The organism is Mesorhizobium sp. RIZ17 (genome assembly GCF_051127865.1).
Taxonomy (GTDB): Bacteria; Pseudomonadota; Alphaproteobacteria; order Rhizobiales; family Rhizobiaceae; genus Mesorhizobium; species Mesorhizobium humile.
The window spans coordinates 5,732,338-5,759,115 of sequence record NZ_CP147861.1; the positions used below are offsets into that span (position 1 = coordinate 5,732,338).

The 26,778-nt window shown below is 64.9% G+C and carries 21 protein-coding genes; 10 read left to right on the forward strand and 11 right to left on the reverse strand.

The window, feature by feature from the left end; translation table 11 throughout:
• Window positions 1-2 precede the first annotated feature (2 nt).
• Window positions 3-2,582: a cell cycle histidine kinase CckA gene (cckA, locus tag WDX12_RS27955; protein WP_434722746.1), complete on the reverse strand. Its 2,580-nt coding sequence runs from the start codon at window positions 2,580-2,582 to the stop codon at window positions 3-5.
• Window positions 2,583-2,793: 211 nt separating this feature from the next.
• Here cckA and WDX12_RS27960 point away from each other — a divergent pair, with 211 nt between their 5' ends.
• Window positions 2,794-3,516: a hypothetical protein gene (locus WDX12_RS27960; protein ID WP_434722747.1), complete on the forward strand. Its 723-nt coding sequence runs from the start codon at window positions 2,794-2,796 to the stop codon at window positions 3,514-3,516.
• 213 nt (window positions 3,517-3,729) lie between these two features.
• On the opposite strand, the gene dksA is transcribed toward WDX12_RS27960, so the two are convergent.
• Window positions 3,730-4,146: an RNA polymerase-binding protein DksA gene (gene dksA / locus WDX12_RS27965; RefSeq protein ID WP_095765270.1), complete on the reverse strand. Its 417-nt coding sequence runs from the start codon at window positions 4,144-4,146 to the stop codon at window positions 3,730-3,732.
• Between the two features lie 249 nt (window positions 4,147-4,395).
• On the opposite strand from dksA, the gene WDX12_RS27970 reads away from it, so the two are divergent.
• The 4 genes from WDX12_RS27970 to WDX12_RS27985 all read left to right on the forward strand — a co-directional run bounded on the left by WDX12_RS27970 (window position 4,396) and on the right by WDX12_RS27985 (window position 8,228).
• Complete coding sequence (locus WDX12_RS27970) at window positions 4,396-4,899, forward strand: SixA phosphatase family protein (RefSeq protein ID WP_320295792.1); 504 nt, start codon at window positions 4,396-4,398, stop codon at window positions 4,897-4,899.
• A gap of 63 nt (window positions 4,900-4,962) precedes the next feature.
• Window positions 4,963-6,429: a YcjX family protein gene (locus WDX12_RS27975; protein WP_434722748.1), complete on the forward strand. Its 1,467-nt coding sequence runs from the start codon at window positions 4,963-4,965 to the stop codon at window positions 6,427-6,429.
• Window positions 6,426-7,508 carry a YcjF family protein gene (locus tag WDX12_RS27980; protein ID WP_434722749.1) on the forward strand — a complete coding sequence of 361 codons (1,083 nt, stop codon included), beginning with the start codon at window positions 6,426-6,428 and terminating at the stop codon, window positions 7,506-7,508. Before WDX12_RS27975 ends, WDX12_RS27980 begins: the two co-directional genes overlap by 4 nt.
• 165 nt (window positions 7,509-7,673) lie before the next feature.
• Window positions 7,674-8,228, forward strand: coding sequence for a hypothetical protein (locus WDX12_RS27985; protein WP_320295795.1), 555 nt, complete (start codon window positions 7,674-7,676; stop codon window positions 8,226-8,228).
• A 76-nt stretch (window positions 8,229-8,304) separates the two neighbouring features.
• Here WDX12_RS27985 and WDX12_RS27990 read toward each other — a convergent pair whose 3' ends face one another.
• The 3 genes from WDX12_RS27990 to WDX12_RS28000 form a co-directional block, all read right to left on the reverse strand.
• The gene (locus tag WDX12_RS27990) at window positions 8,305-8,571 is read right to left on the reverse strand and encodes a hypothetical protein (RefSeq protein ID WP_434722750.1); all 267 of its coding nucleotides are present in this window, start codon (window positions 8,569-8,571) and stop codon (window positions 8,305-8,307) included.
• A gap of 181 nt (window positions 8,572-8,752) precedes the next feature.
• Window positions 8,753-9,961 carry an MFS transporter gene (locus WDX12_RS27995; RefSeq protein ID WP_434722751.1) on the reverse strand — a complete coding sequence of 403 codons (1,209 nt, stop codon included), beginning with the start codon at window positions 9,959-9,961 and terminating at the stop codon, window positions 8,753-8,755.
• A gap of 59 nt (window positions 9,962-10,020) precedes the next feature.
• A complete protein-coding gene (locus WDX12_RS28000; RefSeq protein ID WP_434725718.1) occupies window positions 10,021-11,010 on the reverse strand; it encodes an AraC family transcriptional regulator in 990 nt (329 codons plus the stop codon).
• Window positions 11,011-11,152: 142 nt separating this feature from the next.
• Here WDX12_RS28000 and WDX12_RS28005 point away from each other — a divergent pair, with 142 nt between their 5' ends.
• Window positions 11,153-12,988, forward strand: coding sequence for a monovalent cation:proton antiporter-2 (CPA2) family protein (locus tag WDX12_RS28005; protein ID WP_434722752.1), 1,836 nt, complete (start codon window positions 11,153-11,155; stop codon window positions 12,986-12,988).
• A 10-nt stretch (window positions 12,989-12,998) separates the two neighbouring features.
• Window positions 12,999-13,547, forward strand: coding sequence for a DUF924 family protein (locus WDX12_RS28010; protein ID WP_434722753.1), 549 nt, complete (start codon window positions 12,999-13,001; stop codon window positions 13,545-13,547).
• Between the two features lie 10 nt (window positions 13,548-13,557).
• On the opposite strand, the gene folK is transcribed toward WDX12_RS28010, so the two are convergent.
• From folK to folP, 3 genes are read right to left on the reverse strand one after another with little or no spacing between them, the layout of a single operon-like run.
• Window positions 13,558-14,070: a 2-amino-4-hydroxy-6-hydroxymethyldihydropteridine diphosphokinase gene (gene folK, locus WDX12_RS28015; protein WP_320295800.1), complete on the reverse strand. Its 513-nt coding sequence runs from the start codon at window positions 14,068-14,070 to the stop codon at window positions 13,558-13,560.
• Entirely contained in the window at window positions 14,054-14,413 is a 360-nt protein-coding gene (gene folB, locus WDX12_RS28020; RefSeq protein WP_140642958.1) for a dihydroneopterin aldolase, read from the reverse strand. Before folB ends, folK begins: the two co-directional genes overlap by 17 nt.
• Before the next feature lie 2 nt (window positions 14,414-14,415).
• On the reverse strand, window positions 14,416-15,270 hold the full coding sequence (folP, locus tag WDX12_RS28025; protein ID WP_434722754.1) for a dihydropteroate synthase: 855 nt from the start codon (window positions 15,268-15,270) through the stop codon (window positions 14,416-14,418).
• Between the two features lie 84 nt (window positions 15,271-15,354).
• Here folP and WDX12_RS28030 point away from each other — a divergent pair, with 84 nt between their 5' ends.
• Window positions 15,355-15,975 carry a DUF922 domain-containing Zn-dependent protease gene (locus tag WDX12_RS28030; protein WP_320295802.1) on the forward strand — a complete coding sequence of 207 codons (621 nt, stop codon included), beginning with the start codon at window positions 15,355-15,357 and terminating at the stop codon, window positions 15,973-15,975.
• Window positions 15,976-16,175: 200 nt separating this feature from the next.
• Window positions 16,176-17,651: an MDR family MFS transporter gene (locus WDX12_RS28035; protein ID WP_320295803.1), complete on the forward strand. Its 1,476-nt coding sequence runs from the start codon at window positions 16,176-16,178 to the stop codon at window positions 17,649-17,651.
• A 225-nt stretch (window positions 17,652-17,876) separates the two neighbouring features.
• Here the strand turns inward: WDX12_RS28035 and WDX12_RS28040 are convergent, their stop codons facing one another.
• From WDX12_RS28040 to WDX12_RS28050, 3 genes are all read right to left on the reverse strand, one after another.
• On the reverse strand, window positions 17,877-18,908 hold the full coding sequence (locus WDX12_RS28040) for an NAD(P)/FAD-dependent oxidoreductase (protein WP_320295804.1): 1,032 nt from the start codon (window positions 18,906-18,908) through the stop codon (window positions 17,877-17,879).
• A 299-nt stretch (window positions 18,909-19,207) separates the two neighbouring features.
• Window positions 19,208-19,528 (reverse strand): 2Fe-2S iron-sulfur cluster-binding protein, encoded by a 321-nt coding sequence (locus tag WDX12_RS28045; protein ID WP_127253704.1) that lies wholly within the window; start codon window positions 19,526-19,528, stop codon window positions 19,208-19,210.
• Window positions 19,529-19,627: 99 nt separating this feature from the next.
• Window positions 19,628-19,996, reverse strand: coding sequence for an Hpt domain-containing protein (locus WDX12_RS28050; protein WP_320295805.1), 369 nt, complete (start codon window positions 19,994-19,996; stop codon window positions 19,628-19,630).
• A 301-nt stretch (window positions 19,997-20,297) separates the two neighbouring features.
• Here WDX12_RS28050 and WDX12_RS28055 point away from each other — a divergent pair, with 301 nt between their 5' ends.
• Entirely contained in the window at window positions 20,298-26,714 is a 6,417-nt protein-coding gene (locus tag WDX12_RS28055; RefSeq protein ID WP_434722755.1) for a kinesin, read from the forward strand.
• The last annotated feature ends 64 nt before the right edge of the window (window positions 26,715-26,778 follow it).

The following is a 26,778-nucleotide window of genomic DNA, read 5'->3' on the forward strand; positions in this document are numbered from 1 at the left end:
GCTCAGGATTCCAGCACGTCCTTGACGATCGTCGCCAGTTGCTTGAGCGAGAACGGCTTCGGCAGGAAGCCGAACTGCGCATCGGCCGGCAGGTTCTTGGCAAAGGCGTCCTCGGCATAACCCGAAACGAACACGAACTTGATGTCCGGCTGGCGTTTGCGCAGCTCGCCGAGCAATGTCGGCCCGTCCATCTCCGGCATCACCACGTCGGACACGACGATATCGACCTTGCCGCCGAGCGCCTCGAACACTTCCAGCGCCTCGACGCCCGATGACGCCTCATGCACGGTGTAGCCGCGCGAGGTCAGCGCCCTGACGCCGCCCATGCGCACCGCGTCTTCGTCCTCGACCAGAAGCACGGTGGCCGAGCCGGAGAGATCCTTGGCAGTGTCGGCCGGCTTGGCCGGGACCGTGGCCGCAGGCGCCTCGCCGGGCTCTGCCTGCTTCTTCACCTCGGCGATGTGGCGCGGCAGGAAGATACGGAACACCGTGCCCTTGCCGACTTCGGAATCGCAGAAGATGAAGCCGCCGGTCTGCTTGATGATGCCGTAGACCATCGACAGGCCGAGGCCCGTGCCCTTGCCCACTTCCTTGGTCGTGAAGAATGGCTCAAAAATCTTCTTCAGCACGTCGGGCGCGATGCCGCTGCCGGTATCCTCGACGTCGACGAGCACATAGTCGGCCGGCGTCAGCTCGCGATAGGCGAAGGATTTGCACTCTTCCGCCGTGACGTTGCGGGTGCGCACGGTGAGATCGCCGCCGCTCGGCATGGCGTCGCGCGCATTGACGGCGAGATTGACCACCACCTGCTCGAACTGGCCGATATCGACCTTGACCGGCCACAGGTCGCGGCCGTGGTCGATCTTCAGCTTGATGTCATTGCCGACCAGGCGGGCGAGCAGCATCCTGAGATCTGCCAGAACATCGGTCAGGTTGAGCACTTCCGGCCGTAGCGTCTGCTTGCGCGAGAACGCGAGCAATTGCCGCACGAGCGAGGCCGCCCGGTTGGCGTTCTGCTTGATGTTCATGATGTCGGGGAAGGACGGATCCGACGGACGGTGGTTGGTCAACAGAAGGTCGGACGCCATGATGATGGCGGTCAAAACGTTGTTGAAGTCGTGCGCGATGCCGCCAGCGAGCTGGCCGACCGCCTGCATCTTCTGGCTCTGCGCCATCTGGCCCTCGAGCGCCTTCTGCTCGGTGGTCTCGACCGCATAGACGATGGCCGATTCCTCGGCGCCTTCGCTGCCCGCGCTGTCGGCGACGGCGTTGACGTAGAAGCGGATGTGGCGCTCCTCGTTGCGGGGCAGCACGGAGTCGATCGGCTCGATATTGGCCTGCCGCTGCCGGGCCTTCTCGAAGGCGGCGGCGAAAGCGGGCCGGTCGCGCTCGTGGATGATGGTCTCGAAGCGCACCCGCCGGTCGACGGCATCGCGGTCGACCACGGATGAAAACAGCTGCAGGAATGGCGCGTTGGTGCGCAGGATGCGTCCGTTTGCATCGACGCCGGCAATAGCCATCGGAGTCGAGTTGAAGAAACGCGTGAAGCGAACCTCGGAAGCCCGCAGCTCCGCGGATGCGTCCTCGCCCTGGGTGCGATTGAGCACGATCGTGCGGGTCGGGCCGTTCAGGCCCTCGCGGCTTGCCGAAACGCGATGCATGAAGCGCACCGGCAGCGCCTGGCCGCTCATGGTGGTGAGATCCAGGTCGATGACGGCGTTGCGGGTGGTGCCCGGGTCGGCCTTGACCGAGCGCACTAGCGCCATGCCGTCGCCGGCGATGATTTCCGGCAGCGTGATGGCACCCGGCGTGAAGGAGGCGAGGTCGATGCCCAGCCACTCGGCCAGCGTGGCGTTGATATAGGTGACGCGGCCTTCCTGATCGGCCGAAAAGAACCCGGCCGGCGCATGGTCGAGATGGTCGATGGCCTTCTGCAGGTCGAGGAAGAAACGCTCCTGCTCCGCCCGTTCCTGCGAAATGTCGGCGAGCTGCCAGGCCAGCATCGGCAGCCTTTGCCCGGGCATGCTGAAGGCGCGGGCGCGGGCGCGGTACCAGCGCGCGCCGGGCTCGGCGCCCGGCTTGATCGACTGCGCCAGCCGGAACTCGCCGTCGCCAGGCTGGCCGTCGCGCAGGCCCGACGCCAGCCGGTAGATCGTCATCGACGCCTCGGGGACGTCCGACAATAACCCTTCGACGGTCTTGAGATCGGCGGCCGAGGCAGCGCCCGTCATATCGGCATAGGCGCGGTTGGCGTAGACGACGCGGCCCTTGGTGTCGGTGACCAGCAAGCCCTGCGACATCGAGTCGACGAAGGCTTTCGACAGTTCGTCGCCGGTCGAACGCGGCGCGATCTGCACGAAGCCGATCGCGGTCGCGAACAGGAAGCCGACACCGATCATGGCGAGCACGCCGAGCATGCCGAGCAGGAAAGGATCGCCGAGGCGCTCGCGGAAAAGTCCGAAGACGATCGCGGCGCCGGTCAGCACGACGATGAAGACGATGAGCCTGGTGACGGCGCCCGGACGCGTGTTCTGGTCGACGATCGGTACCGGATAGAAATCGCCGCGCGCTTCCTTGGCCATGTTCCCCCTGCTCGTGATTCCGGTGTCCGACGGGCGCGGACGGCCGGTTGAATCACATTCTCCTGTAACGGAAAAGGCCCCGGCGGCAAATGTCCGATAAAATCAACGATTCATGTTTCAAACTGTTCACGAAAGGTGATGCCAACTTGCGGTCGCTGGTCCCAACGGTCTAGTGTCCCCTCACTTCAAAGATGGCGATTGGGGTGCACCGATGCAGTGGCTGGATAACGTGGCGGGCCCGGGTTATGTCGCTGCAATCCTGTGGACGGTAGCGGCCCTCATCCTGCTGGTTGTCGTCCTGCTCGCCATCAAGGTGGTCCGCAACCTGACCTTCGGCACCTTCGTCGCCGGCGGCAGGAACCGCAAGACGCGCCTTGCGGTCATGGATGCCACCGCCGTCGACAGCCATCGCAGGCTGGTGCTGGTGCGCCGCGACGACATCGAGCACCTGATCCTGATCGGCGGGCCGACCGATGTCGTGGTCGAGCGCGACATCAGGCTGGCGGCACCTCGCCGCCCTGCGCTGACCGGCGACAGCGGGCAGCAGCAGGCGGCAGCCACCGCCCCGCGCCCGCGCGCGCCGCAACCGGCGCCACCTCCCGCACCCGCCCCGGCCAGGCAGGCGCCGCCGCCTGCCGCCCAGCCAGCCGCCGCCGCACGTCCGCGCGCGCCGGCACCCGCGCCCAAGCCGGCGGCGCCGAGCCAGCCGACGGCGAAAGTCACGCCGCTGCCGAGCTATGGGACGACGAATGGCAGCACCAGATATGCGCTGCCGCCTTCAAACGACTCCATTGACGACACGCTGATGCACGAGCTCGAGACCTCTCTCGACGACCAGCATTCCCAGCCGGCAATCGCCAAGCCCGCGGCCAAGCCTTCGCTCGATGACGAGATGACCAAGCTCCTTGGCGAGTTGGGCAGCCACAAGCGCTGACCTGGCGACAGCTTGCCGGCACAGGCGCACCTCTCCGCAGCTTAAAGCAGGTCGCGTGAAAAAGGATTCACGCGACCTGCTTTAAGTGTTTGATTTTAAGCATGTCTTTGTCCCGAAACCGGGCCCACTTTCGGGAGACATGCTTTAGGAACTGAAAAACAAAATGGCCGGAAACCCGGCCATTTTGACGTTCTTTGCTTTCCAGCCCGCGTGTCAGTCGTCGCGATAAACCTTCTCGCGACGCTCGTGACGCTCCTGCGCCTCGATCGACAGCGTCGCGATCGGACGCGCGTCGAGCCGCTTCAGCGCGATCGGCTCCCCGGTCTCCTCGCAATAGCCGTAGGTACCTTCGTCGATGCGCTGGAGCGCGGAGTCGATTTTCGAGATGAGCTTGCGTTGGCGATCGCGGGCGCGCAATTCGATGGCGCGGTCGGTTTCGGAGGAGGCGCGATCGGCTAGGTCGGGGTGGTTGGCGTTTTCCTGCTGCAGGATTTCGAGGGTTTCGCGTGCTTCGCGGAGAATGTCGTTCTTCCAGGTGATAAGCTTTTGACGGAAGTACGATTTTTGCCGTTCGTTCATGAACGGCTCGTCTTCGGAGGGTACGTAATTGGCGGTTACGATATCGTTCATTCGACTCACCCAACAACCCCAAATTTGGCGCCTATATATTCGGGGATAAGAGCCTGCACAAGCGCTATCGGCTACAGTTTCACGCAATTGTTAGTCTCGCATCGGCCGTCCGAACGACGACTTTGTTTCAACCGCATAAAAACGAATTCGCACATGATTCGTTGCAGTTGCTGGCGCCGCCCATTGTGCATGACTTGGTTCTGGTGACTAATCGCGCTTTGCCAGGAAGGTGGCGCCATGGGGGTTCGGTTGAGTAGGCTTTATCTGTTGCGGCATGCCAAAGCCGGCTGGGCGATGCCCGGCGTGCGCGATTTCGACCGCCCGCTCGACGAAACAGGAATGGCCGATGCCGAAGCGATCGGAGAGGCCATGCGGGCCCGCAACTATGTGCCGGACGTCACCCTCTGCTCCAACGCCAAGCGGGCAAGGCAGACGCTGGAAGGCCTGGCGGGACGCGCCGACACCGGCCGGGTCCTGTTCTTCGACACGCTCTACAGCGAGGACGCGGCTGGCTATCTCGACATCATCCGTAAAAACGGCGGCGCCGGTCAGCTTCTGGTGATCGGCCACAACCCCATGACCGAGGATCTTGCCATGGCGGTGTCGGGCGACGGCGACGAGGCGGCGCGCGGGATGATGAACCACGGTTTTCCGACCTCCGGCCTCGCCGTGGTGCGCTTTCCCGGCAACCTTGCCGAGGCGGCGCAGGGCAACGGCTATCTCGAAGCCTTTCTCACGCCCGCCGATCTCTGAGCCCATTTCAAACGCGCAATCCAGCGCCTATATCGGGCGCTGACGCGCAACCAGAGGCCCGATTTGGCATCATCGCTGACTAGTTTCACCGACGAGGCAAGGATTGCGCTCGACACGCTGTCGGGCCGCGCCGCCGGGCTCTTCTCTCCGTCGTTGCGTCTTGGCGTCACCGGCCTTTCCCGCGCCGGCAAGACGGTGTTCATCTCCGCCCTCGTCCACAACCTCATCCATGGCGGGCGCCTCCCGCTGTTCGAGGCGCAGAAATCCGGCCGCATCGCCCGCGCCTTCCTTGAGGAGCAGCCGGACGACGCTGTTCCGCGTTTCCAGTACGAGGACCATGTCGCGGCTTTGGTCAACGACCGCGTCTGGCCGGACTCCACGCGCGCCATCTCCGAACTCCGGCTCACCATCGAATATGAGTCGGCTTCCGGCTGGAATCGGCTGTTTTCAGCCGGAAAACTATCCGTAGACATCGTCGATTATCCCGGCGAATGGCTGCTCGACCTGCCGCTGCTTGGCAAATCTTTCGCCGACTTTTCGCGCGAGGCGGTCGAGCTGGCCGCCCTGCCCGTCCGTTCCGATCTGTCGCAAGCCTGGCGCGAGCTGGCCTCGGCCATCGATCCCGATGCCGATGCCGATGAGATGACCACGCGGCGATTGGCCGAAAGCTTCGCCGCCTATCTCAAGGCCTGCAAGCTCGACGAGCGCGCGCTGTCGACGCTGCCGCCCGGCCGTTTCCTGATGCCGGGCGATCTGGAAGGCTCGCCGGCGCTCACCTTCGCGCCGCTGATGACGCTGGCGCAAGGCTGGCCGCGCTCCGGATCGCTGCAGGCGATGATGGAGCGCCGCTACGAGGCCTATAAGACGCATGTCGTCAAACCGTTCTTTCGCGAGCACATCACCCGCCTCGACCGGCAGATCGTGCTGATCGACGCCATGCAGGCGCTCAACGCCGGTCCGGCCGCCATGGCCGATCTGGAGCGCGCCGTGACCGAGATCCTGTCCTGCTTCAGGCCCGGACGGGGCAATTTCCTGACCGATTTCTTCTCGCGCCGCATCGACCGCATCCTGGTGGCCGCGACCAAGGCGGACCATCTGCATCACGAAAGCCATGACCGGCTGCAGGCGATCGTGCGCCGGCTGACCGACCGCGCCGTCGCGCGGGCGAATTTCAGCGGCGCCGCCGTCGATGTCGTCGCCATGGCCGCGGTTCGCTCGACCCGCGAGGGCACGGTGAGGCAAGGCCGCGAGACGTTGCCGGTCATCATCGGCACCCCGCTGAAGGGCGAGAAGATCAACGGCGAGACATTCGACGGAAAGACCGAAACCGCCATATTCCCAGGCGATTTGCCGGAAAAAGTCGATGCGGTGTTCGCCGGATCGCCGCCCGACAGCACCGAGCCGGCGATCCGCTTCGTGCGCTTCCGCCCGCCGAAGCTCGAACGCACCGCCGAAGGCGTCACGCTGTCCTTGCCGCATATCAGGCTCGACCGCGCGCTGCAGTTCCTGATCGGAGATCATCTGGCATGACCATGCCCCGCAAACCGGCGGCCTTCCGTATCGAGCCCGAGGCGGAGCCGAGGCCGCAAGCGCCGCAGAACCGCATCGCCGAGGAACAACCGGCGCGCAGGCCACGGGCCGCGCGGGCCGACGTAGCAGTCGTGATCCCCTCGGCAGTCGACGTCTTCGACGAGCCGGACATCGAGGCCGCAATTCCGCCGCCGGCAACCGCGCCAAGAAAGCGTTCGCTGCTTTCCCGGCTGTTCTTCGGCGCTCTCGGCGTGCTCGTCTCGCTGGCGGTCGGCCTCTGGGCCGACCAGCTGATCCGAGACCTGTTCGCGCGCGCCGAATGGCTTGGCTGGCTGGCGGCCGGCATGGCGGCGATCGCGCTGCTTTCGCTGATCGTCATCCTCATCCGCGAATTCCTCGCCATCGCCCGCCTGGCCGAAGTCGAAAAGATGCAGAAACGGGCGCTGGATGCCGTGGCGCGCGACGATCCCAAGGCCGCACGCGCCCTGGTCGACGAGCTCTCGGCCTTCGTCGCAGCGAAACCCGAGACCGCGGCCGGACGCCGTTCGCTTGCCGAGCTGCGCGGCGAGATCATCGACGGCGCCAATCTGGTGCGGCTGGCCGAGACCGAAATCCTGTCGCCCCTCGATGCCCGCGCCAAGATCATGGTTCTCGAGGCCGCCAAGCGCGTGTCGCTGATCACGGCGGTCAGCCCCCGCGCGCTGGTCGACATCGCCTATGTCGTGTTCGAGGCTGGGCGCTTGATCCGGCGCCTATCCGAGCTTTACGGCGGCCGTCCAGGCACGCTCGGCTTCTTTCGCCTGGCGCGCGGCGTTCTCGCGCATCTGGCGGTGACCGGCTCGATCGCGGTGGGCGACAGTTTCGTGCAGCAGATCGTCGGCCACGGGCTTGCCGCGAAGCTCTCGGCAAAGCTCGGCGAAGGCGTGGTCAACGGCATGATGACGGCGCGTATCGGCATCGCCGCAATGGAAACCGCCCGCCCCTTGCCGTTCATCGCCGTGAAGCGCCCCGGCCTCGGCGATTTCCTCTCGGCACTGACCTCCTTCGCGACAAAGAAAGACGGTCGGACGGACCAATAGGGTAAACGCGAATGCCACCGCTCTGAGTCAAAGAAGTGGAGCATGATGTCGTCCGAAAACCGCTTCACACTTTTCGGCATCATGCTCCAGTGACGAAGCATTAACCAATCTTCTCCATGGTCAGCCAGGTCCCAAGAATAGACTCTTTCGTGCCGGGTGTCGTCGATGAGAAGCGTAATCCTGTCCTGCGTCCTGCCTGCCACCATTGCGATTGCCGCGCCACTCGGCCTCGTCGAAAAGGCCTTTGGCGCAGAGCCGGACAAGCAGTTTTTCCGCTCCGTCGAAGGCAGATGGGTCGGCCCTGGCGAGATCATCGCGGGCAAGTACAAGGGCACCAAATTCACCTGCGATTTCAATGGCTCGACGCCCGCCAGCAAGCTCGGCATGACGCTTGACGGCGGCTGCAGGGTTGGCGTGTTCACGCAAAAGATGTCGGCCAGCGTCGAACGCAAGGGACGCGACGGTTACAGGGGCACCTTCATGGGCGGCTCGACCGAAAGCGGCATGGACATTGTCGGCGGCAATGTCGTCGACGCCCAGAAGGTCGTCTTCACCATCAACCGCAAGCAGTTGAACGGCGTCATGCAGGCGCGTGTCCCCGACGGCAATTCGATGACCGTGACGGTGGCCGTGCGCGTCAACGATCAGCTGGTCCCGGTGATCGGCATGAGCCTGAAGCGGATCGATTCGGTCGAAGTCGGCGCCATCGCCAAGAACTGATCGGGCGCACGGTCGCGCAAACAAAAAAAGGCGGCGGCCACTTGGCCGCCGCCTTCGCATTCGCCAATGGTTGAGCTCAACCCTTGATGGTGGCGATCAGCTCGTCATAGGCCTTGCAGGCTTCGTCCAGCGTCGTCGCGCCCTGGTACTTGGTCGTCACGGCCTGCACCTTGGCGGTCAGGTCGGCGGCCTTGCTCGGGTCCTTGGTGATCGCGGCCTGAAGCGCGGTGGCCATGTCCTGCGCCTTCTTGGCGGCCATCTCCTGCGTGCATTCCGGCGCCTTGGAGCAAGCGGAACCGGCCAGCGCCGCAACACCGACGGCAACGAGCAAAAACTTCTTCATGTCAATCATCTCCTCAAAAAAGGCAGCCGCCCATCGCGGCCGCCTCCAATGGCCGAAGCCGAACGTGCCATAACCGCTGATTGTGGCGGCACGCAACGAGCGAACCGCATAAACTTGTGTAACCAGGCTGCAATATCGCGGCGGACCGGAATTCAGTCCGCCGCGTCAGCTGGAGCAAAGTTCAGTCGCGAGGCTGCAGCAGCGCCAGCACCACCGTCGACACGGCAAGGATGGCGGTCAGGGTCAAGGGCCCCGTTGCGCCATAGGTGTCCACGACATAGCCGCCGACAACCGCGCCGGTGGTGATGGCAACTTGGAAAGAGACGACCATCAGGCTGCCCGCTGCTTCCAGCGCATCAGGCGCCGCGCGCGACAGATTGGTCGGCAGCACCACCGGCCCCATGCCGAAGGCCAAGCCCCAAAGTGTGACGAACCCGAATGCAACGCCGATGTGCACACCCCAAAGCACCAATGCCAGCGCCGCAAATGCCATCAACGCCGCAGTAACCACCAGTGCCACCTGGATATTGGCGTCGGCCATGCGACCGCCGGCAACGTTGCCGACCACGGCGGCGATGCCAAATCCGAGCAGGGCCAGCGCAATTGGCCCGGTTGCCAGGAGCGTCACCTGTTCGAGGAAGGGACGCACATAGACTGAGCCGGCAAAATGCCCCGTCATCAGCAGAAGAATGGCAAGCATGCCGAGTTGAATGCCGCGCCGCCGTGTCAACCGGAACACGTCCCCAAGACTGTTGCTGGCTGTTGCAGGCAAGGTCGGCAAGCTCAGCAACTGCAGCAGCCCGGCAACCACGGCCAGTCCCGCTGTCATGGCCATGGCGCTACGCCATCCCAGCCAGTCGCTGATCAACGCGCCCATCGACGGCGCGGCGATGGTGGCAAGCGAGACGCCGAGGGTGACGATACCCATGCCTCGACCTGTCGCATTGGCGCCAACGAGCCTTGCTACGACCGCAACCGAAAGGGCCCAGAAGGCGCTGATCGCAATTCCGAGCCCAGCCCGGCCGAGCAACAACAGCCAGAAATTTGGCGCCAGCGCCGCAAGAATATTGGAACCGACCGCCAAGGCGCTGAGGCCAACCAACACCGTCTTGCGGTTCAATCGGCCGATGAGGACATTGCTCAGCATGGCCGTCACGGCGCCGACGGAAGCGGTGGCGGTGACGACCTGCCCGGCCGATCCCTCGCTGATGCCGAGATCGCGCGCCATCGGCGTCAACAGACCTGCCGGGAGGAATTCGGCGGACACCAGGGCAAAGCTGGTGGCGGCCAGCGAAATGACCGCGAACCAAGTGGTTGCGTTCCACGCGACTGGCGCGGCGGCATCAAGCTCCAGCGCCCCGTCTTCAAGCTGTAATGTTGTGTCTGTCATCAGAATATCTCCAAAGATTGGAGATACTCATAGACGAGTCCTTTCGGATGATATGTATCCTAAAATCCGAAATTCATGTCAATTCGTCCGGAAATTGTGCGACGCACAACGCCCGGCGAGACGTTGGTGATGCGCTTGAACGCGCGCGCGAAGGATGCCTCGGAATCATAGCCCAAACGGGTGGCGACCTCGGCGACGGACAAGCCGTCTTGGCCCAGCAACTCCCGGGCAAGCTGCATGCGCAGACATGCGAGATAGCGTGCGGCACCCTCCCCCAACATCGCGCTGAAGCGCTCGGCGAAAATCGAGCGCGATTGGCCTGCCAGGGCTGCGAGGCTTTCGAGCGTCCAGTTGTGGCCGGGGTCACGGTGCATTGCTGCCAGAGCGCGTCCGATATGAGGGTCGCGGATGGCGGCGAGCCAACCTGTGGTCGAGGCTCCGGTGCAATTGACCCAGCAGCGGATAAGCCGGGCTGCCAGCAAGTCCGCCATGCGCGACAGAATAGTGGCGCTGCCCATCTGCGGTTGCGCGGCCTCGGCCGTCATGGCCGCCAGCAAAGGACCAACGACCGGGTCATTGCCAGCCACGTCGCACCCCTTGATGATCGGCGGCATCAACGTGATCAGCGGGCTAAGCGCACAGGCGCCCAAGGTCATGGAGCCGCAGAAAAGGGTGCTTGTCGCGCCCGTTCCTTGCCGCACCACCTCGCAGACATTGCTCCCCAACTTGGTCACCTGGCAACCTTCGAGCGAATCGCCAGCGACGTCTGGCGCACTGGCCAGCCGGTGGGCGATGCCTTGCGGCAGCAGCACCAGATCGCCATCGCGCAACTCCTGCCAGCCTTCCGCATCGGTATGGATCCAGCACGGGCCCTGGCCGACAAAGTGAAAGCGAAGCAACGGCTGTCGCGGAAACGCGATGCTCCATGGATGGCGCAGCTCGCAGCGGCCATAGTTGACGCCACTCAAGCGAAAGTCTTGCAGGACTTCGCTGAGCGCATCCATCGGGATATAAGTCGCCGGCGACGGCCGGGACGAATAGTCAGGCATTAGCGTGATATAGATGCCGAACGTCCGGCAGGCAAGCGGAGGCCGCTTCAACGGCCGCCTACCCGTCCTGGCAGGCCCGCTGCCCTTGCCTCCCGCTCCCGGTGCATGCAAGGAGTGCTTCGAGACAACAGGGAAGGCAGGCATGGCGGTTGAAGGCTCGGGCAGCGATCTGGTGCAGGTGGTGGCGCTGCTCGCCGCGGGCGTCGTCGCCGTGCCGATCTTCAAGCGCATGGGGCTGGGTTCGATCCTCGGCTACCTCGCCGCCGGCGTGCTCATCGGCCCGTTCGGCCTGCGCGTCTTTTCCGAATCGGGATCGATCCTCCATGTCGCCGAGCTCGGCGTCGTCATGTTCCTGTTCATCATCGGCCTGGAGATGCAGCCGTCGCGGCTCTGGGGGCTGCGTCGCGAGATCTTCGGCCTGGGTGCCTTGCAGGTCGGCGTCTGCGCCGTGCTTCTGACCCTGGTCGGACTGGCCGGAGGCTTTCCCATCGCGCAGTCCTTCGTCGCCGGCGCCGGCTTCGTGCTGACCTCGACGGCGATCGTCATGCAGTTGCTGGAGGAACGCGGCGAGATCGCCGCGCCGAAAGGCCAGCGCATCGTCTCGATCCTCCTGCTCGAAGACCTGACGATCGTGCCGCTGCTGGCGCTGGTGGCGTTCCTCGCGCCCGGCGGCGCCGAAACCAGCCTTTCGGAGCGGCTGACCGAAGTCGGCATCGGCATCGCGGCGATCGTCGGACTGGTCGTGGCCGGCCGTTACCTGCTCAATCCGCTCTTCCGCATCCTGGCCGACGCCCGCGCCCGGGAAGTCATGACCGCCGCCGCGCTGCTTGTGGTGCTGGGATCGGCCCTGGCCATGCAGCTTTCCGGCCTGTCGATGGCGATGGGCGCCTTCCTCGCCGGCGTGCTCCTGTCGGAATCGACCTTCCGCCACCAGCTCGAAGCCGATATCGAGCCGTTCCGCGGCATCCTGCTCGGCCTGTTCTTCCTCGCCGTTGGCATGTCGCTGGACCTTGCAGTCGTGGCCCAGAACTGGCGGCTCGTCGCCGTCTATGTCGTCGCCTACATGGTCATGAAAGCTGTCGGCATCTACGCCGTCGCGCGTATTCTGAAGAGCAGCCACCGCGAGGCGCTCGGACGCGCCGTCTTCATGGCGCAGGGCGGCGAGTTCGCCTTCGTGCTTTATTCCTCCGCCGCCGCGGTCGGCATCATCGATGGGCAGGCCAACGCCACGCTGACCGCCATCGTCATCATCTCCATGGTGCTGACGCCCTTGGCGATCATTGCGCTGCGTTACCTGACCCCGCGCGACGAGCAGTCCCTCGATGGCGTCGACATCGCCGATGGCCTCACCGGCAGCGTCTTGATCATCGGCTTCGGCCGCTTCGGCCAGATCGCCAGCCAGCCGCTCTTGCTGCGCGGAATGGACGTCTCGATCATCGACAACGAGGTGGAGATGATCCAGGCGGCGGCCGATTTCGGCTTCAAGGTCTATTACGGCGACGGCACGCGGTTGGACATCCTGCATGCGGCCGGCGCCGGGCGCGCCCGCGCCGTCCTGATCTGCGTCGACAAGCCGGACGCCGCCGTGCGCATCGCCCAGCTGATCAAGGCCGAATTCCCTCTAGTCACCATCCTGGCGCGCGCCTTCGACCGAGGCACCGCACTGCAGCTGGTGCGCGCCGGCGTCGACTATCAGATGCGCGAGACTTTCGAATCGGCGCTGGTCTTCGGCGGCTCCGCCCTGGAGGCGCTTGGCGTCGATCCGGAAGAAGTCGCCGAGGTCATCGAGGACGTGCGGCGCCGCGACGAAGCGCGCTTCGAGACGCAGTTGGCCGAGGGCGTGCGCGCCGGCCAGCGCTTCCTCAAGGGCAACATCGGCACGCCGATCCCGACGCCGCTCACCCAGCCGCGCCGTGCCGGCCGGGCGCTGAACCAGGAAACCGCGGTCGTGCTGAACAACGCAGAGACCAAGAACTGAAGGGCAACGCATGGCAGAGCTCGATCCGCGAGCGCTTTCCGTTACGAAATTCTGGCGTGATGCCGGCGAGGACGCCTGGTTCGAAAAGAGCGACGCCTTCGACACGGATTTCGGTAACCGCTTTCTCGACCTGCATTACGCTGCCGCGCGGCGCGAATGCGACGACTGGAACGCGCACGCCGAAGGATCGCTGGCGCTGATGATCCTGCTCGATCAGTTCCCGCGCAACTGCTTCCGCGGCACCGGCCACATGTGCGCGACCGATCCGCTGGCCAGATACTTCGCCGACAGGGCGATCGCAGCGGGCCAGGATATGGAACTGGAAGAACTGGTTCGCGTCTTTCTCTATCTGCCCTTCGAGCATTCCGAATTGCTGGCGGACCAGGAGCGGTCGGTGCAACTCACAGCCGCCAAGGCGCCCGACTACCTGAAATACGCCGAGGAGCATCTGGAGATCATCCGGCGCTTCGGACGCTTCCCGCATCGCAACCGGATGCTCGGCCGCGCGACGACCGCCGAGGAGCAGGCATTCCTGGACGGCGGCGGTTTTTCCGGCTGAGCAGCCGGCTTTACCCAAGCCACCATTCGCGGCCGGACGGCAGCCGCTCGATGCCGGAAATATCGACGGCGCCGAGCCGTTCCGACACGCTCCTGCCGGCGACCGAAAGCCCCGGCGCGATCTCGGCCAAGGGCGCCAGCACGAAGGCGCGCTCCAGCATGCGCGGATGCGGCACTTCGAGCCCGGTCTCGTGGATCACCCGGTCGCCGAACACCAATATGTCGATATCGATCAGGCGCGGGCCCCAGCGCTCCTCGCGCACGCGCTTCAATCGCTTCTCGACATCGAGGCAAAGGTCGAGCAGCGCGCGCGGCGAAAGCGTCGTCTCGATCGCGGCGGCGGCGTTGAGGAAATCGGGTTGGTCGAGCTTGCCCCAGGGCGGCGTACGGTAAAGCGAGGAGACGGCGGTGACACGCGTCGCGTCGTCGCCATCCAGCATACGCAATGCCGCGCCCATGGACTTCGCCGGGTCGCCGAGATTGCCGCCGAGACTGAGGTAGACAGCGCTATTCTGGCCAGACAACGGTCACCTCGACATAATCGAGCACGCCAGGCACCGGCGCGTTGGGTTTGCGCACGGTGATCTCGGCCTTCCTGATCTGCGAAAACCTGGCCGTCAGCGCCTTCGCGACCTCCAGCGCCAGCGCCTCGATCAGGAAGCGGCGATGTCCTGTCACGATCTTCTCGATGACCGCGAAGGCGACGCCGTAATTGACGGTATCCTCGATGGAATCCTCCGTCAGCGGACGGCTGGGTTCGACCGTCAGCTCGGCATCGACATAGAAACGCTGGCCAAGCGTCTCCTCCTCGTCCAGCACGCCGTGGCGGGCGAAGAAGGCGCAGTTCTTCATGCGGATGACGTACATGATCAGTGTCCGGGAGGAAGCTCGGTTTCGCGGGCAAGCATAGCATCGGTGACCGCCAGCGCATCCACGTTGATTGCGACATCGTGGACGCGAAACAGGTCGGCTCCCTTCAAGCGAAGGATGACACTGGTAGCCGCCGTGCCGGCTGCCCGATCGGCGGGCTCGCGCCCCGTCGCGTTGCCTATGAAGCGCTTGCGCGAGGTCCCGGCCATCAACGGATAGCCGAGCGCCTGGAGCTCGGAAAACCGCGCCATCAGGTCGAGGTTTTCCTCCGCCGTTTCCTTGGCGAAGCCGAAGCCGGCATCGAGCACGATCTGGCTGTCGGCGACCTTCGCGGCGTGCGCGATCTCCAGCGAGTTGCGCAGGAAGAGGAACTGGTCCTCGATCACGTCGGGCAGCTTCTGCCGTTCGCGCCCGGTATGCATGATGACGAGCCCGGCGCCGGTCTCAGCGGCGACGCGCGCGATGCCCGGCTCGCGCTGCAGCCCCCAGACGTCGTTGACGATATGGGCGCCGGCGGCGACGCCAAGCCGAGCGGTGTCCTCGCGATAGGTGTCGACCGAAATCAGCGCCTCGCCGGAAGCGGCGAGCGCCGCGATGACCGGCAGCACGCGCGCCTGCTCTTCCTCGGCCGAGATCGGGGCGAAACCCGGCCGCGTCGATTCCCCGCCGACATCGATGACGGCGGCGCCCTCTTTCACCATGCGGCGCGCCTGCTCCAGCGCCTTTTCAGGCGCGATGAACAGCCCGCCGTCCGAAAAACTGTCGGGCGTCACATTGAGGATGCCGACGACGACCGCCTTCGGACCGAGGTCGAGATAGCGTCCATGCGCCAGCTGCCATCGCCTTGTCGTCATTGTCCATCAACCATGCGTGATCCGCGCGAAATCAATTTCGTTGCGCTGGCGACGGCCCTAAAGCAAGGTGCGTGAAGAGGCAATATGATGAAGCGACCCCTGCTCTGCGCCCTGATGCTCGCCTTGACCGCCATGCCGGCGGGCGCGGCCAATCTGGTCAAGACCTACAGTTATTTCAGCGTCGGCGGCCGCACGCTCGACGATATCCAGAACCAGCTGTCGAGGAACGGGCCCGAGGTGAAAAGCACCGGCTCGCGCCATCCCGGCGCCACGCAGATGGCGTTCACGACCCGCATCAGCTATGCGCAGAGCGCGCAGTCCTGCCGCGTCGCCGACGCGGCCGTCACCGTGAAGGTCAAGGTGATCCTCCCGGAGTGGCGGCGCCCGCGCAAATCCGATCCCGACGTCAGGCTGTTTTGGGACACGCTGTCGGCCGACATCAAGCGGCATGAGGAGCGCCATGTCGAGATCGCCAAGAACCATGCGCGCGCGCTCGAGGATGCGCTGAAGGCCGCTCCTGTGCAGAAGACTTGCGAACAGGCGAAGGTGAAGGCCGCCGCGATCCAGGTAGCCGAGCTCGCCAGGCACGACCAGGACCAGTTGCGCTTCGACCGGGTCGAGAGCGTCAATTTCGAAAGCCGTATCCTGCGGCTGATGCGCTACCGCATGGAGCGCGTCGAAGCCGGCCAACTGCCGCCGCCTTGACCTGCGGGAGCCCAAGGCCAATTTCACCCAAACATGGTGCCAGATCGCAGAAATTTTCGAGCGGCGGTCGAAATCGGCCTATATCGAACGACATATAGCGGTTCGAAACACCCCGGACCCTCATCCGCGATGGGAATGAACGGCGCGACCGGCCAAAGCCGTCTTGGCGCGCCAGGCATCAGCCTTTGAAAGAATGACGCATGGACCAGACCGTCGAAACGATGGCGACGAAAGCCGCGCCGATGAGCGAGAGCGAGAAGAACGCCATCATCGGCGGCGTGCTGTTATCGATGCTGCTGGCGGCCCTTGATCAGACCATCGTAGCTCCTGCCCTGCCCACGATCGCTCGCTCGCTCGGTCATGCCGAGTATCTGCCGTGGATCGTCACCGGCTATCTTTTGACCGCGACCGCCATGGCGCCGCTCTACGGCAAGATTTCCGATGTCTACGGACGCCGTCCCGTCATCTACGCCGCCATCCTCGTCTTCCTGCTCGGGTCGCTGGTCAGCGCGCTTGCTCCCAACATGCTGGTGCTGGTCATTGGCCGCGCCATCCAGGGCGCCGGCGGCGGCGGTCTCTTCGCGCTGGCCCAGACGGTCATCGGCGATCTCGTGCCGCCGCGCGAACGAGCGCGCTATGCAGCCTGGATCTCCGGCACCTGGGCGGTCGCCAGCGTCGCCGGTCCGCTGCTCGGCGGAGTCTTCGCCGAGCACCTGCACTGGTCGCTGATCTTCTGGATCAACCTGCCGATCGGCTTCCTGGCCATGGCCATCATCAACAATCCGCTGAGGAAGCTGCCGATCGCGGCCAAGAACCACCGCATCGACGGCCTGGGCGCGGTGCTGCTGGTCATCGCCACGTCGCTGCTGCTCCTGGCGCTCAACTGGGGCGGCAGCGCCTATCCCTGGTTCTCCCGCGAAATCCTCGGGCTGGTCGCCTGCTCGGCCGTGTTCTGGGCCTTCTTCGCGCTAAGGCTGCTGAGGGCAGCCGAGCCTTTGATCTCGCTGGAAGTCCTGAGCAACCCGATCGTGCTTGCCGGCACACTATCGATGTTCCTGCTGCAGGCCGCCAACATCGGCGCGTCGGTCTACCTGCCGGTCTATCTGCAATCGATCGTCGGGCTTTCGGTCAGCGAATCCGGCACCGCGATGCTCGGCCTCCTGCTCGGCACGGTCGCCGGCGCGACCTTCAGCGGCCGCATGATCCCACGCTTCGTCCACTACAAGCGCATCGCCATGATCGGCGTCAGCCTGGCCATTGTCTGCATTGGTCTGCTCAGTGCCATTGCCGAACACGCCTCGCTGCTCGAGGTGGAAATCCTGACCACTCTGATCGGCCTGGGCAGCGGAACCACATTCCCGGTTGCCACCGTCTCGGTCCAGAATGCCGTCGATCGCGCGCATCTCGGCGTCGCGACGGGCGTGCTGACCTTCCTGCGCACGCTGGGCGGCGCGCTCGGTGTCGCCATGCTTGGCGCGGTTGCGCTCGGCTACGGCCTGCCGCTCTCCGCAGAAGGCTCGCAGACGCATATTCAGCTGGCATCGGCGTTGCCGTTCGTGATGATCTTCGTCGCCGCCGGCATCACGCTCGTTCTGACGCTTGTCGCGCTCTTCCTGATGCCGGAAAAGGAATTGCGCGGCCGCGAAGAGCATGCCGCGCCCGTGCTCGCGGAGTAGACTCATCTGCGGCGTGTTGAGGTATGTCGAGATTCAGGTCAGGCCGAGTCGAGAATGGTGGCTTCCGAGAACCGGCCTACGCCGGCCGTAGCCTTCATAGAACGGAGACACTTATGAGGGCTTCGGCCGGCGAAGGCCGGAGCGGAGCGTACTTTAAGTACGTGAGCACCGGAAGCGCAGGAAGCTGCCGTTCGCAGGCCGGCCTCACCTGAATATCGGCGTACCTCAGTCGTGGACGCCGAGCTTCTTCTGCAAGCTGGTCGACGAGGTCGTGTACTGGAAGACTATGCGCTCGCCCGGGCTGACGATGCGCTTGGCGGCCTGCGCCATCAGCGCCACCTCGTGGAAGCCTGACAGGATCAGCTTCAGTTTGCCGGGATACCAGTTGATGTCGCCGACGGCGAAGATTCCCGGGACCGACGTCTGAAACTTCTCGGTATCCACCGGGATCAGATTCTCGTGCAGGTTAAGGCCCCATTCGGCGATCGGCCCGAGCTTCATGGTGAGGCCGAAGAATGGCAGCATGCGGGTGCACGGCACCTCGACGTCGCCGCCCGGGCCGCCCTTGATGGTCGCTGAAGCAAGCTGACCGTCGGCGCCGGCAAGGCCGCTGACCTGGCCGACCAGGAATGCGAGCTGCTTCATTTCCTGCATGGCATACATCTTGTTGACGCTGTCGGGCGCGGCCCGGAATTCCGGGCGGCGATGAACCAGCGTCACGCTTTTGGCGATCGGCTGCAGGTTGAGCGTCCAGTCGAGCGCCGAATCGCCGCCGCCGACGATGACGAGGTCATGGCCGCGGAATTCCTCCATGCGCCGGACGGAATAGAAGACGCTCTTGCCTTCATACGCCTCGATGCCCGGAATGGGCGGGCGCTTGGGCTGGAACGAGCCGCCACCGGCGGCGATCACCACCACCTTGGCTTCGAACATCTCGCCTTCGTCGGTCGCGACGCGAAAGGTTCCGTCCTCGAGCTTTTCCAGGCTCGACACCATGCGATTGAACGTGAACTCCGGCTTGAACGGATGGATCTGCTCCATCAGCTTGTCGACAAGGCCTTGCGCGGAGATCGTCGGCCAGCCGGGAATGTCGTAGATCGGCTTCTCCGGATAGAGCTCGGCGCATTGCCCGCCGGGACGGTCGAGAATGTCGATGAGATGGCATTTCATGTCGAGCAGGCCGAGCTCGAACACGGCAAACAGCCCGATCGGCCCTGCCCCGACAATGAGAACGTCCGTCTTGATGGTCTCGCTCATGCGCTGCGCCCCTTTTTGGGAATGAAGCGAGACTGCATGAGCTATCGCCTGCTGCCAAGCAGCCAGCGCGAAAGAAAATTTGGAAGGTGATTAAGGTGTGTCGAGATTCAGGTCAGGCCGAGTCGAAAATGGCGGGTTCCGAGAACCGGCCTACGCCGGCCGTAGCCTTCATGGAGCGGAGACCCTTATGAGGGCTTCGGCCGGCGAAGGCCGGAGCGGAGCGTACTTTTAAGTACGTGAGCACCGGAAGCGCAGGAACCGGCATTTGCAGGCCGGCCTCACCTGAATATCGACGCACCTTAACCCTGGCGTTCGGGGACCCGAACGATTAGCCCATCGAGCGCGTCGCGCACCTTGATCTGGCAGGAGAGACGCGAGTTCGGCTGGACGTCATAGGCGAAGTCCAGCATGTCCTCTTCCATCGCCTCCGGCTCGCCGACCTCGGCCGTCCATGCTTCATCGACATAGACATGGCAGGTCGCGCAGGCGCAGGCGCCGCCGCATTCGGCTTCGATGCCGGGCACCGCGTTGCGGATCGCGTTTTCCATGACGGTCGAGCCGTTTTCGGCCTCCACGTCAAACCGGGTCCCGTCATGGGCGATGTAAGTCAGCTTTGTCATTAAGTCACCTGAGGAGTCGCAGCCGAGATAATCACTCCACCGGACAAGTCAACTGCGGCGCGAAAGCGCCACGAAATGACGTTTTTCAAAAAGATGGTGCTAGCGGCTGATCCCGGCGATGAAGTCGCGCACTTCCTCGATCAGCGTGCTGAGCCTCTTGAGCGCCCGGACGTCTTCCGGCTGACTTTCGATGATCGCCGCGCAATCGGCCACCGCAAAGGCGCCGATGCCGCGCGCCGAGCCCTTCAGGCCATGCGCCAGGAGCACCCTTTGCCTGGCGTCGGCGTCGGCGATCTGGTCGCGGACGGTGAGCGACTGGTGGACGAACAGCGCCAGCACCTCGCGTTCGAGGTCGCGGTCGCCCATCGTCTGGCGCGCCAGATGGCCGAGATCAACCGGTCGGGCTCCAGCCGTTCCGGAGGCATCTCCCCCCGGCATGGAAAACGCAATACCACTTTCGCCACGCATACGCACTGCAACTCCATAAAGCGGGCAGACGGGCCCAAGAAAATAGGCGACTCCGGTCGCCAACGGGTTAACGACTGCAGGCGAAAAATGTTGTCACGGAGGCAGTCGGATCACGTCTCCGTTAACCTTATATTTAAAGTTTTACGTATCGCCCGGAATGCATGTTTTCTTTACCCCTGTGTGTCATTACGATACGAAGGTCCATTTTTCAGCCTCCTGCTCGGGATAGACAAGCCAGAATCGGGCCAGAATCAGGCCAAAATCATAAGTCCCGCGGCAGCTAGTACAGGGTAGCGAAGGCATGGCTAAGAAACCAACGACGACCAAGTCTCTCGAGAGTGACGTAGCCGCGGAACTGGAAAAGGCGCTTGACCTTGACCTTGACGGCGACGACGGCGGCCTCGACATGGCGGCGTCGATGGAGGACCTCGAAGCGCAGATTTCGGCGGCAGCCGACGAGTTGGCGCGCGAAGGCCGCAGCCAGAGGACGGAGCCGGCAAACAATCCCCAGCCTGCCACCTCCCAAGCTCCCAAGGCGCCAGCGGCCAAGCCTGCCGAGTTGCGTCCGGTCGAGCCGCGCAATGGGCAGTCGACCGGCTTTACCCCTCCCGCAGGTTTCACGCCCGCCAATGACGACCGCCAGAAGGACTACAAGACGCTGCTGCACAGCCTCAACCGGCGTGCGTCGAGCACCGTCTACTGGGTGATCGCCTTTATCTCGCTGGCCTGGATCGCCGGCGCCGGCGGCCTGGCCAACCTGTTGTTCGGCCCCGGCATCTGGAAGATCCGTACCTTCGACCAGTTCTTCGCCCGTCCAGAGCTGATCGGCCTTGCGGTTGCCGCGATCGTTCCGGTCATCCTGTTCTGGGCGTTTGCCGCCATGATCCGGCGCGCGCAGGAAATGCGCATCGCAGCGCAATCCATGACCGAGGTCGCCTTCCGCCTTGCGGAGCCTGAAAACCTCGCCCAGGACCGTGTCATGATGATCGGCCAGGCCGTTCGCCGCGAGGTGGCGGCCATGGGCGAAGGCATCGAGCGCACCCTGGCCCGAGCGGTCGAGCTCGAAACGCTTGTCCACGGCGAAGTCAGCCAGATCGAACGCTCCTATTCCGAGAACGAAGCCCGCATCCGTTCGCTGGTCGATGGTCTCGGCAGCGAGCGCGAGGCGGTCGTCACCCATGCCGAGCGCGTGCGCGCCTCCATTGCCGGCGCTCACGAGACGCTGCGCGACGAGATCGGCGCGGCCAGCGACATCATCCGCGACTCGATCCTCAACGCATCGACCAAGCTGTCGATGACGATCAACAATTCCGGCGACACGCTGATCGATCGCATCAATGAAAGCTCGACGTCGATCTTCGATTCCGTGGAATCGCGCCTGGACAACATCACCGACCGTCTTTCGACCTCCGGCGAGGCTTTCGCGAGCCTCCTCGACACCCGTATCGCCAAGCTGACCGACACCACGGACGGCCTGACCCGTTCGCTGACCGACCTGCTCGACGACCGCACCCATGGCATGGTCTCGCTGCTCGGCGGCGCGGCGCGCACCTTGAACTCGGAGTTCGAGGCGAGCCTCAGCGGCATCGAACGGACGCTGGCCGAACGCGGCCAGGCGCTGATCAGCGAATTCCAGACCCGCGCCGAGGCGCTCGACACCGGCACGCAGAAGCTCAACGCCGCCCTCGAAGCGCGCGCCCGTCAGATCAACGAGACGATGGTGGAGCGCGCCAAGGAAATCGCCCACGCCTTCGCGGAGAGCAAGGACACGCTGTCGGCGATGATCGATCAGGGCAAGACCCAGATCGGCGCCGACATGGCCGACATCATCTCCTCGACCTCCTCCATGCTCGAAGCCCGCGCCACCGACTTCGCCGGGCGTATGGAAGCAGCCCGACATGTGGTGTCGCGCTCCTTCGATTCCGACATCCAGCGACTGGCCGATGCCCGTGTCGGCATCGAGGAAGCCGTCGACAACCACAGCCGCGCGCTCTCGGAAAGCCGCGAACGCATGGCTGCCGCAATGCAGGAGGACCTGGCGAAATTCGCAGAGGGCCGCGCCGCGATCGATGCCGCCGTCACCAACCAGGTGCAGAAGCTGGCGGAAGGCCGCGGCCTGATCTCGCGTGCGCTGGAAGAGGATCTGCGCAAGGTCAACGAGTCGCGCGCCGCCATCGATGCGTCGCTGGGCAGCCATCTGGAGCAGCTCGAGGAAGGCCGCAACCGCCTGTCTCAGGCCATGAACGAAGACTCCGGCAGACTTGTCCAAGCCCGTACAATGATTGATGAAATGGTCGCCGGCCATGTCGGGAAGCTGGCCGAGGGCCGCAACATCCTGGCGCGCGCGCTGGAGGCCGATCTCGGCAAGCTGCAGGACAGCCGCGCCTCGATCGACGGCCTTGTCGCCGGTCAGGTCGAGAAGATCGCCGAGGGCCGCGCCGTGCTCGCCAAGGCGCTCGAAACCGACATCATCGGCATCCGCGGCTTGATCGAGACCCACTCGACCAAGCTCGCCGAGGACCGCGGCGAACTTAGCCGCGCGCTTGAAAGCGATCTGAGCGGCATCCGCGGCCTGATCGACAGCCACGCCGGCAAGCTCGCCGACGACCGCAGCCTGCTGTCGCAGACATTGGAAGCCGACCTCGCCAAGCTGGCGGAGAGCCGTTCCAGCATCGACGGGCTGGTCGCCGGCCAGGTCGAGAAGCTCGCCGAAGGCCGCGATATCCTCAAGCGCGCCCTGGAGGCCGACCTCAACACCATCAAGGGTGCCATTGCGGGACACTCGGACAAGATGCTGGAGGATCGCTCGCAGCTCTCGAAAGCGCTCGAAGCCGACCTGCAGGCCGTCAGCGGCGCCGTCGCCGATCACCAGAACAGGCTCGCGCAGGATCGCGCGACCTTGTCTAGCGCCTTGCAGGATGATCTGCAGAATGTAAGCGGCGCCATCGCCGACCATCAGAACAGGCTCGTCCAGGACCGTTCGGTGCTGTCGAAGTCGCTGGAAGACGATCTCGCCAAGCTGGCGGAGAGCCGTTCCAGCATCGACGGGCTGGTAGCCGGCCAGGTCGAGAAGCTCGCCGAGGGCCGCAATATCCTCAAGCGCGCGCTGGAGGCCGACCTCAACACCATCCAGGGCGCTATCGTCGATCATTCGCATAAGATCACCGGCCACCGCGCCGAGCTTTCGCGCGCCCTCGATGCCGATATGGCCAATGCCAGCGGCCTCATGCAGACCCATGCCGACCAGCTGTTGCAGAACCGCGCGACGCTGTCCAAGGCGCTCGAGGACGATCTTGCCAAGCTCGCCGAGAGCCGTTCCAGCATCGACGGCCTTGTGTCCGGCCAGGTCGAGAAGCTCGCCGAGGGCCGCGACATCCTCAAGCGCGCCCTGGAGGCCGACCTCGCCAAGCTTGCCGAAAGCCGTGCCTCGATCGACGGCCTTGTCGCCGGCCAGGTCGAGAAGCTTTCGGAAGGCCGCGACATCCTTACCCGCGCTCTTGAAGCCGACCTCGCCAAGCTCGCCGAGAGCCGCGCCGGCATTGACGGCCTTGTCGCGGGCCAGGTCGAGAAGCTGGCGGAAGGCCGCGATGTGCTTACACGCGCCCTTGAGGCCGATCTCGCCAAGCTGGCCGAAAGCCGTTCCGGCATCGACGGCCTCGTCGCCGGCCAGGTCGAAAAGCTCGCAGAGGGACGCGATATCCTCAAGCGCGCCCTCGAAGCGGACCTTCAAAAGCTGAGGGAAAGCCGCTCGGAGATCGACGACGTCATCGCCGGCCATGTCGGCAAGCTGTCCGAAGGCCGCGACATGCTGGCCAAGGCCCTGGAAGACGATCTCGTCAAGCTCGCCGACGCGCGCAAGGACGTCGATCGTTCGGTGTCCGGCCATATAGACCAGATCGCCGCCAGGAGCAGCGACATCTCGGCCGCCATTGCCGCCGACGTCGAGAAGATCGAGCAGGCCTTCAACCGGCAGACCGGTGTCATCGAGGAGCGCGCCGGCACCATGGAGCGTGCGCTGTCGACCGGCGTCGACAATGTCCGCGGCGTGCTGGAAAAGACCGCCGTGTTCGTGGCGGGCGCGTTGCGCGACAAGGTCATGGAAGTCACCAGCACCCTGCACGAGCAGGCCGGTGAGGCTTTCAGCGACGCCGACCGCAAGATCGCAGAACGCGCCGAGCAGACTTCCGCCGCACTGCTTTCCAGGGCCGAGGACATCGCCCAGGCCTTCGAGGCGGCGGACCGCCGCCTGCACGAGCGCGCCCAGGATACGTCCAATATGCTGATGGCGCGCGCCGACGACGCCTCGAACGCGCTGATGGCTCGCGCCGAGGAAACCGCCGACAAGCTGGCTGCACGCGCCGGTGACATCGCCAATACCTTCGATGCCGCCGACCAGAAGCTGGTTGCCCGCGCCGTCGAAACGGCGCAGTCGCTGGCTGCCCGCGCCGGCGACATCCTGCGCAACTTCGAGGGAGCCGACGAGCGGCTCTCGATGCGCATCACGGAATCGGCCGAAGCGCTGGCCGCCCGTGCCACCGATCTCGGCCGCATCTTCGACGGTGCCGACCAGCAGCTGATGGCGCGCATCGCCGAGGGTTCGGAAGCGCTTTCCGCCCGCGCCGGCGAAATCGGCCGAATCTTCGACGACGCCGACAACCGCCTGGTGTCGCGCATTGCTTCGACCAGCTCGACCATCGGCGAGCATGCCGACACGATCGTCGGTGCCTTCGCCGCCACCGAGCAGCGTGTCGCCGACCGTGCCCGCCAGACCGGGCAGGAGCTTGCCGTGCATGCCCGCGAGATCGAGCAGGCGCTGGCCGGCGCCGACGAGCGGCTGGCCGCAAGCGCCTCTGCCGCTGCCGCCCGCGTCGAGGACCAGGTCGCGAGCGTGGAAAACCGCCTCGCCTACACCGCCGAGACCATGGGCCAGAAGCTCAACGAGCAGGTCTCCAGCGCCGAGGCCCAGCTGATCGCGCGCGCCAACGTCATCGCAGAGACCTTCACTGCGGTCGGCCAGCATATTGGCCAGAGCACCAACGAAGCCGCCAAGACCATCGGCGCCAACACCCGCGAGCTCAACACCATGCTGGCGGCGCGTTCGGCCGAGATGGCCAAGATCCTCGACGAGACGGCCAAGCCGTTGGTCGAGCGCTTCGCCCAGGGCGGCTCCGAACTGCAGCGCAGTATGGAAGAAGTCACCGAACGGGCGGCCGAGAAGTTGCGCAGCGAAAACACGAACCTCGTCAACGCGCTGGCCAGCCGCACGGCCGAGACGCTTTCGGCCGTCGAAGGCGCCCGCTCCTCACTTTCCGACAGCGTGGCCGATCTCATCGGCCGCATGACGACCTCCAGCGCGCAGCTCGGCCAGTTGATCGAGCAGGCTGCCGTCAACCTTGGCCAGGTCGAGGAGCGGCTCTCGGGCAGCACGCAGAGCTTCGCCACGACCACGGAGAAGGCCGCACAGACCTTCGCCAGCTCGGCGCGTCTGGTCGATTCCAACACGACGCGGCTCACCGACCTGTCCTCGGCGACGCTGCGCGAGGTGGCCTCGATCGCCACCAAGTTCGACGAGCACAGCCGCCTGCTCTCCAGCGCCTCGAATTTGCTCAGCTCCGCGCAGAGCAATCTCGAGCACACGCTGGAGCGTCAGTCCTCGCTGGAAGACCTCGCCGTCGGCCTGGTCAAGAAGTCGGAAGACCTCGAGAAGGTGATGCGTTCCTTCGAAAGCCTCGTCGGCCAGACGATGCAGACGGCGGAGGGCCGCACGATGGAATCGGCGGAAAAGATCCGCACCGCCATCGCCGAGGTCGTCGATTCGGCGACGCGTCGCTTTGCCGACGCGACCGAGGAGATGCGTCGCACCGCTGGCTCGATCAAGAGCGAGCTCGACCTGACCCGCGCCGAGCTGAAGAAGGGCGTCATCGAGATGCCGGAAGAGGCCAAGGAATCGACCTCGGCCATCCGTCGCGCTGTCGCCGAGCAGATCAATGCGCTCAAGGAACTGTCGGATATCGTTGCGAAATCCGGCCGCAGCGGCTCAAGCGAACAGAGCGAACCGCGCGGTCTGCGCCCTGCTCCGCAGGCGCCGGCCCGCGCCACCGAGCCGCCGCTGCGCCGTCCGCCCGCGCCGCAGCCACAGCCGCAACCACAGCCAACGGCTCGCGCTCCGCAGGCGCCGCTTGCAGAGACCACGCTGCGCGGCACGCTCGACCTGGAACGTCCCGCCGAGGCGCCGCGCCGCGATCCGAACGGCAAGCCCCCGCAGGGTGGCTGGGTGCGCGATCTCCTCACCAACGCCTCGCGCGAGGAAGAGCTGCGGCCGGCAGCGCCGGTGGAGGCGCCGCGCGCGACGCCTGCCCAGCGCTCGCCGCTACATGTCATGGAGTCGCTCAACTCGCTCTCCGTCGACATCGCGCGGGCCATCGACCATGACGCCTCGATCGAGCTCTGGAACCGCTACCGGCGCGGCGAGCGCGACGTGTTCACGCGTCGCCTCTACACGCTGAAGGGCCAGCAGACTTTCGACGAGATCCGTCGCAAGTACCAGGCGGAGGCAGAATTCCGCGCCGCGGTCGATCGCTACTGCGAGGATTTCGAGAAGTTGCTCAAGGATGTCGCGCGCAACGACCGCGACAACATCATGGCACAGACCTATCTGACGTCGGACACCGGCAAGGTCTACACCATGCTGGCCCACGCCAGCGGCCGGTTGCACTGACGCAGCCAAGCAGAATCGGAACTAAAAAGGCGGGTCTCGACCCGCCTTTTTCATGTCCATAAGT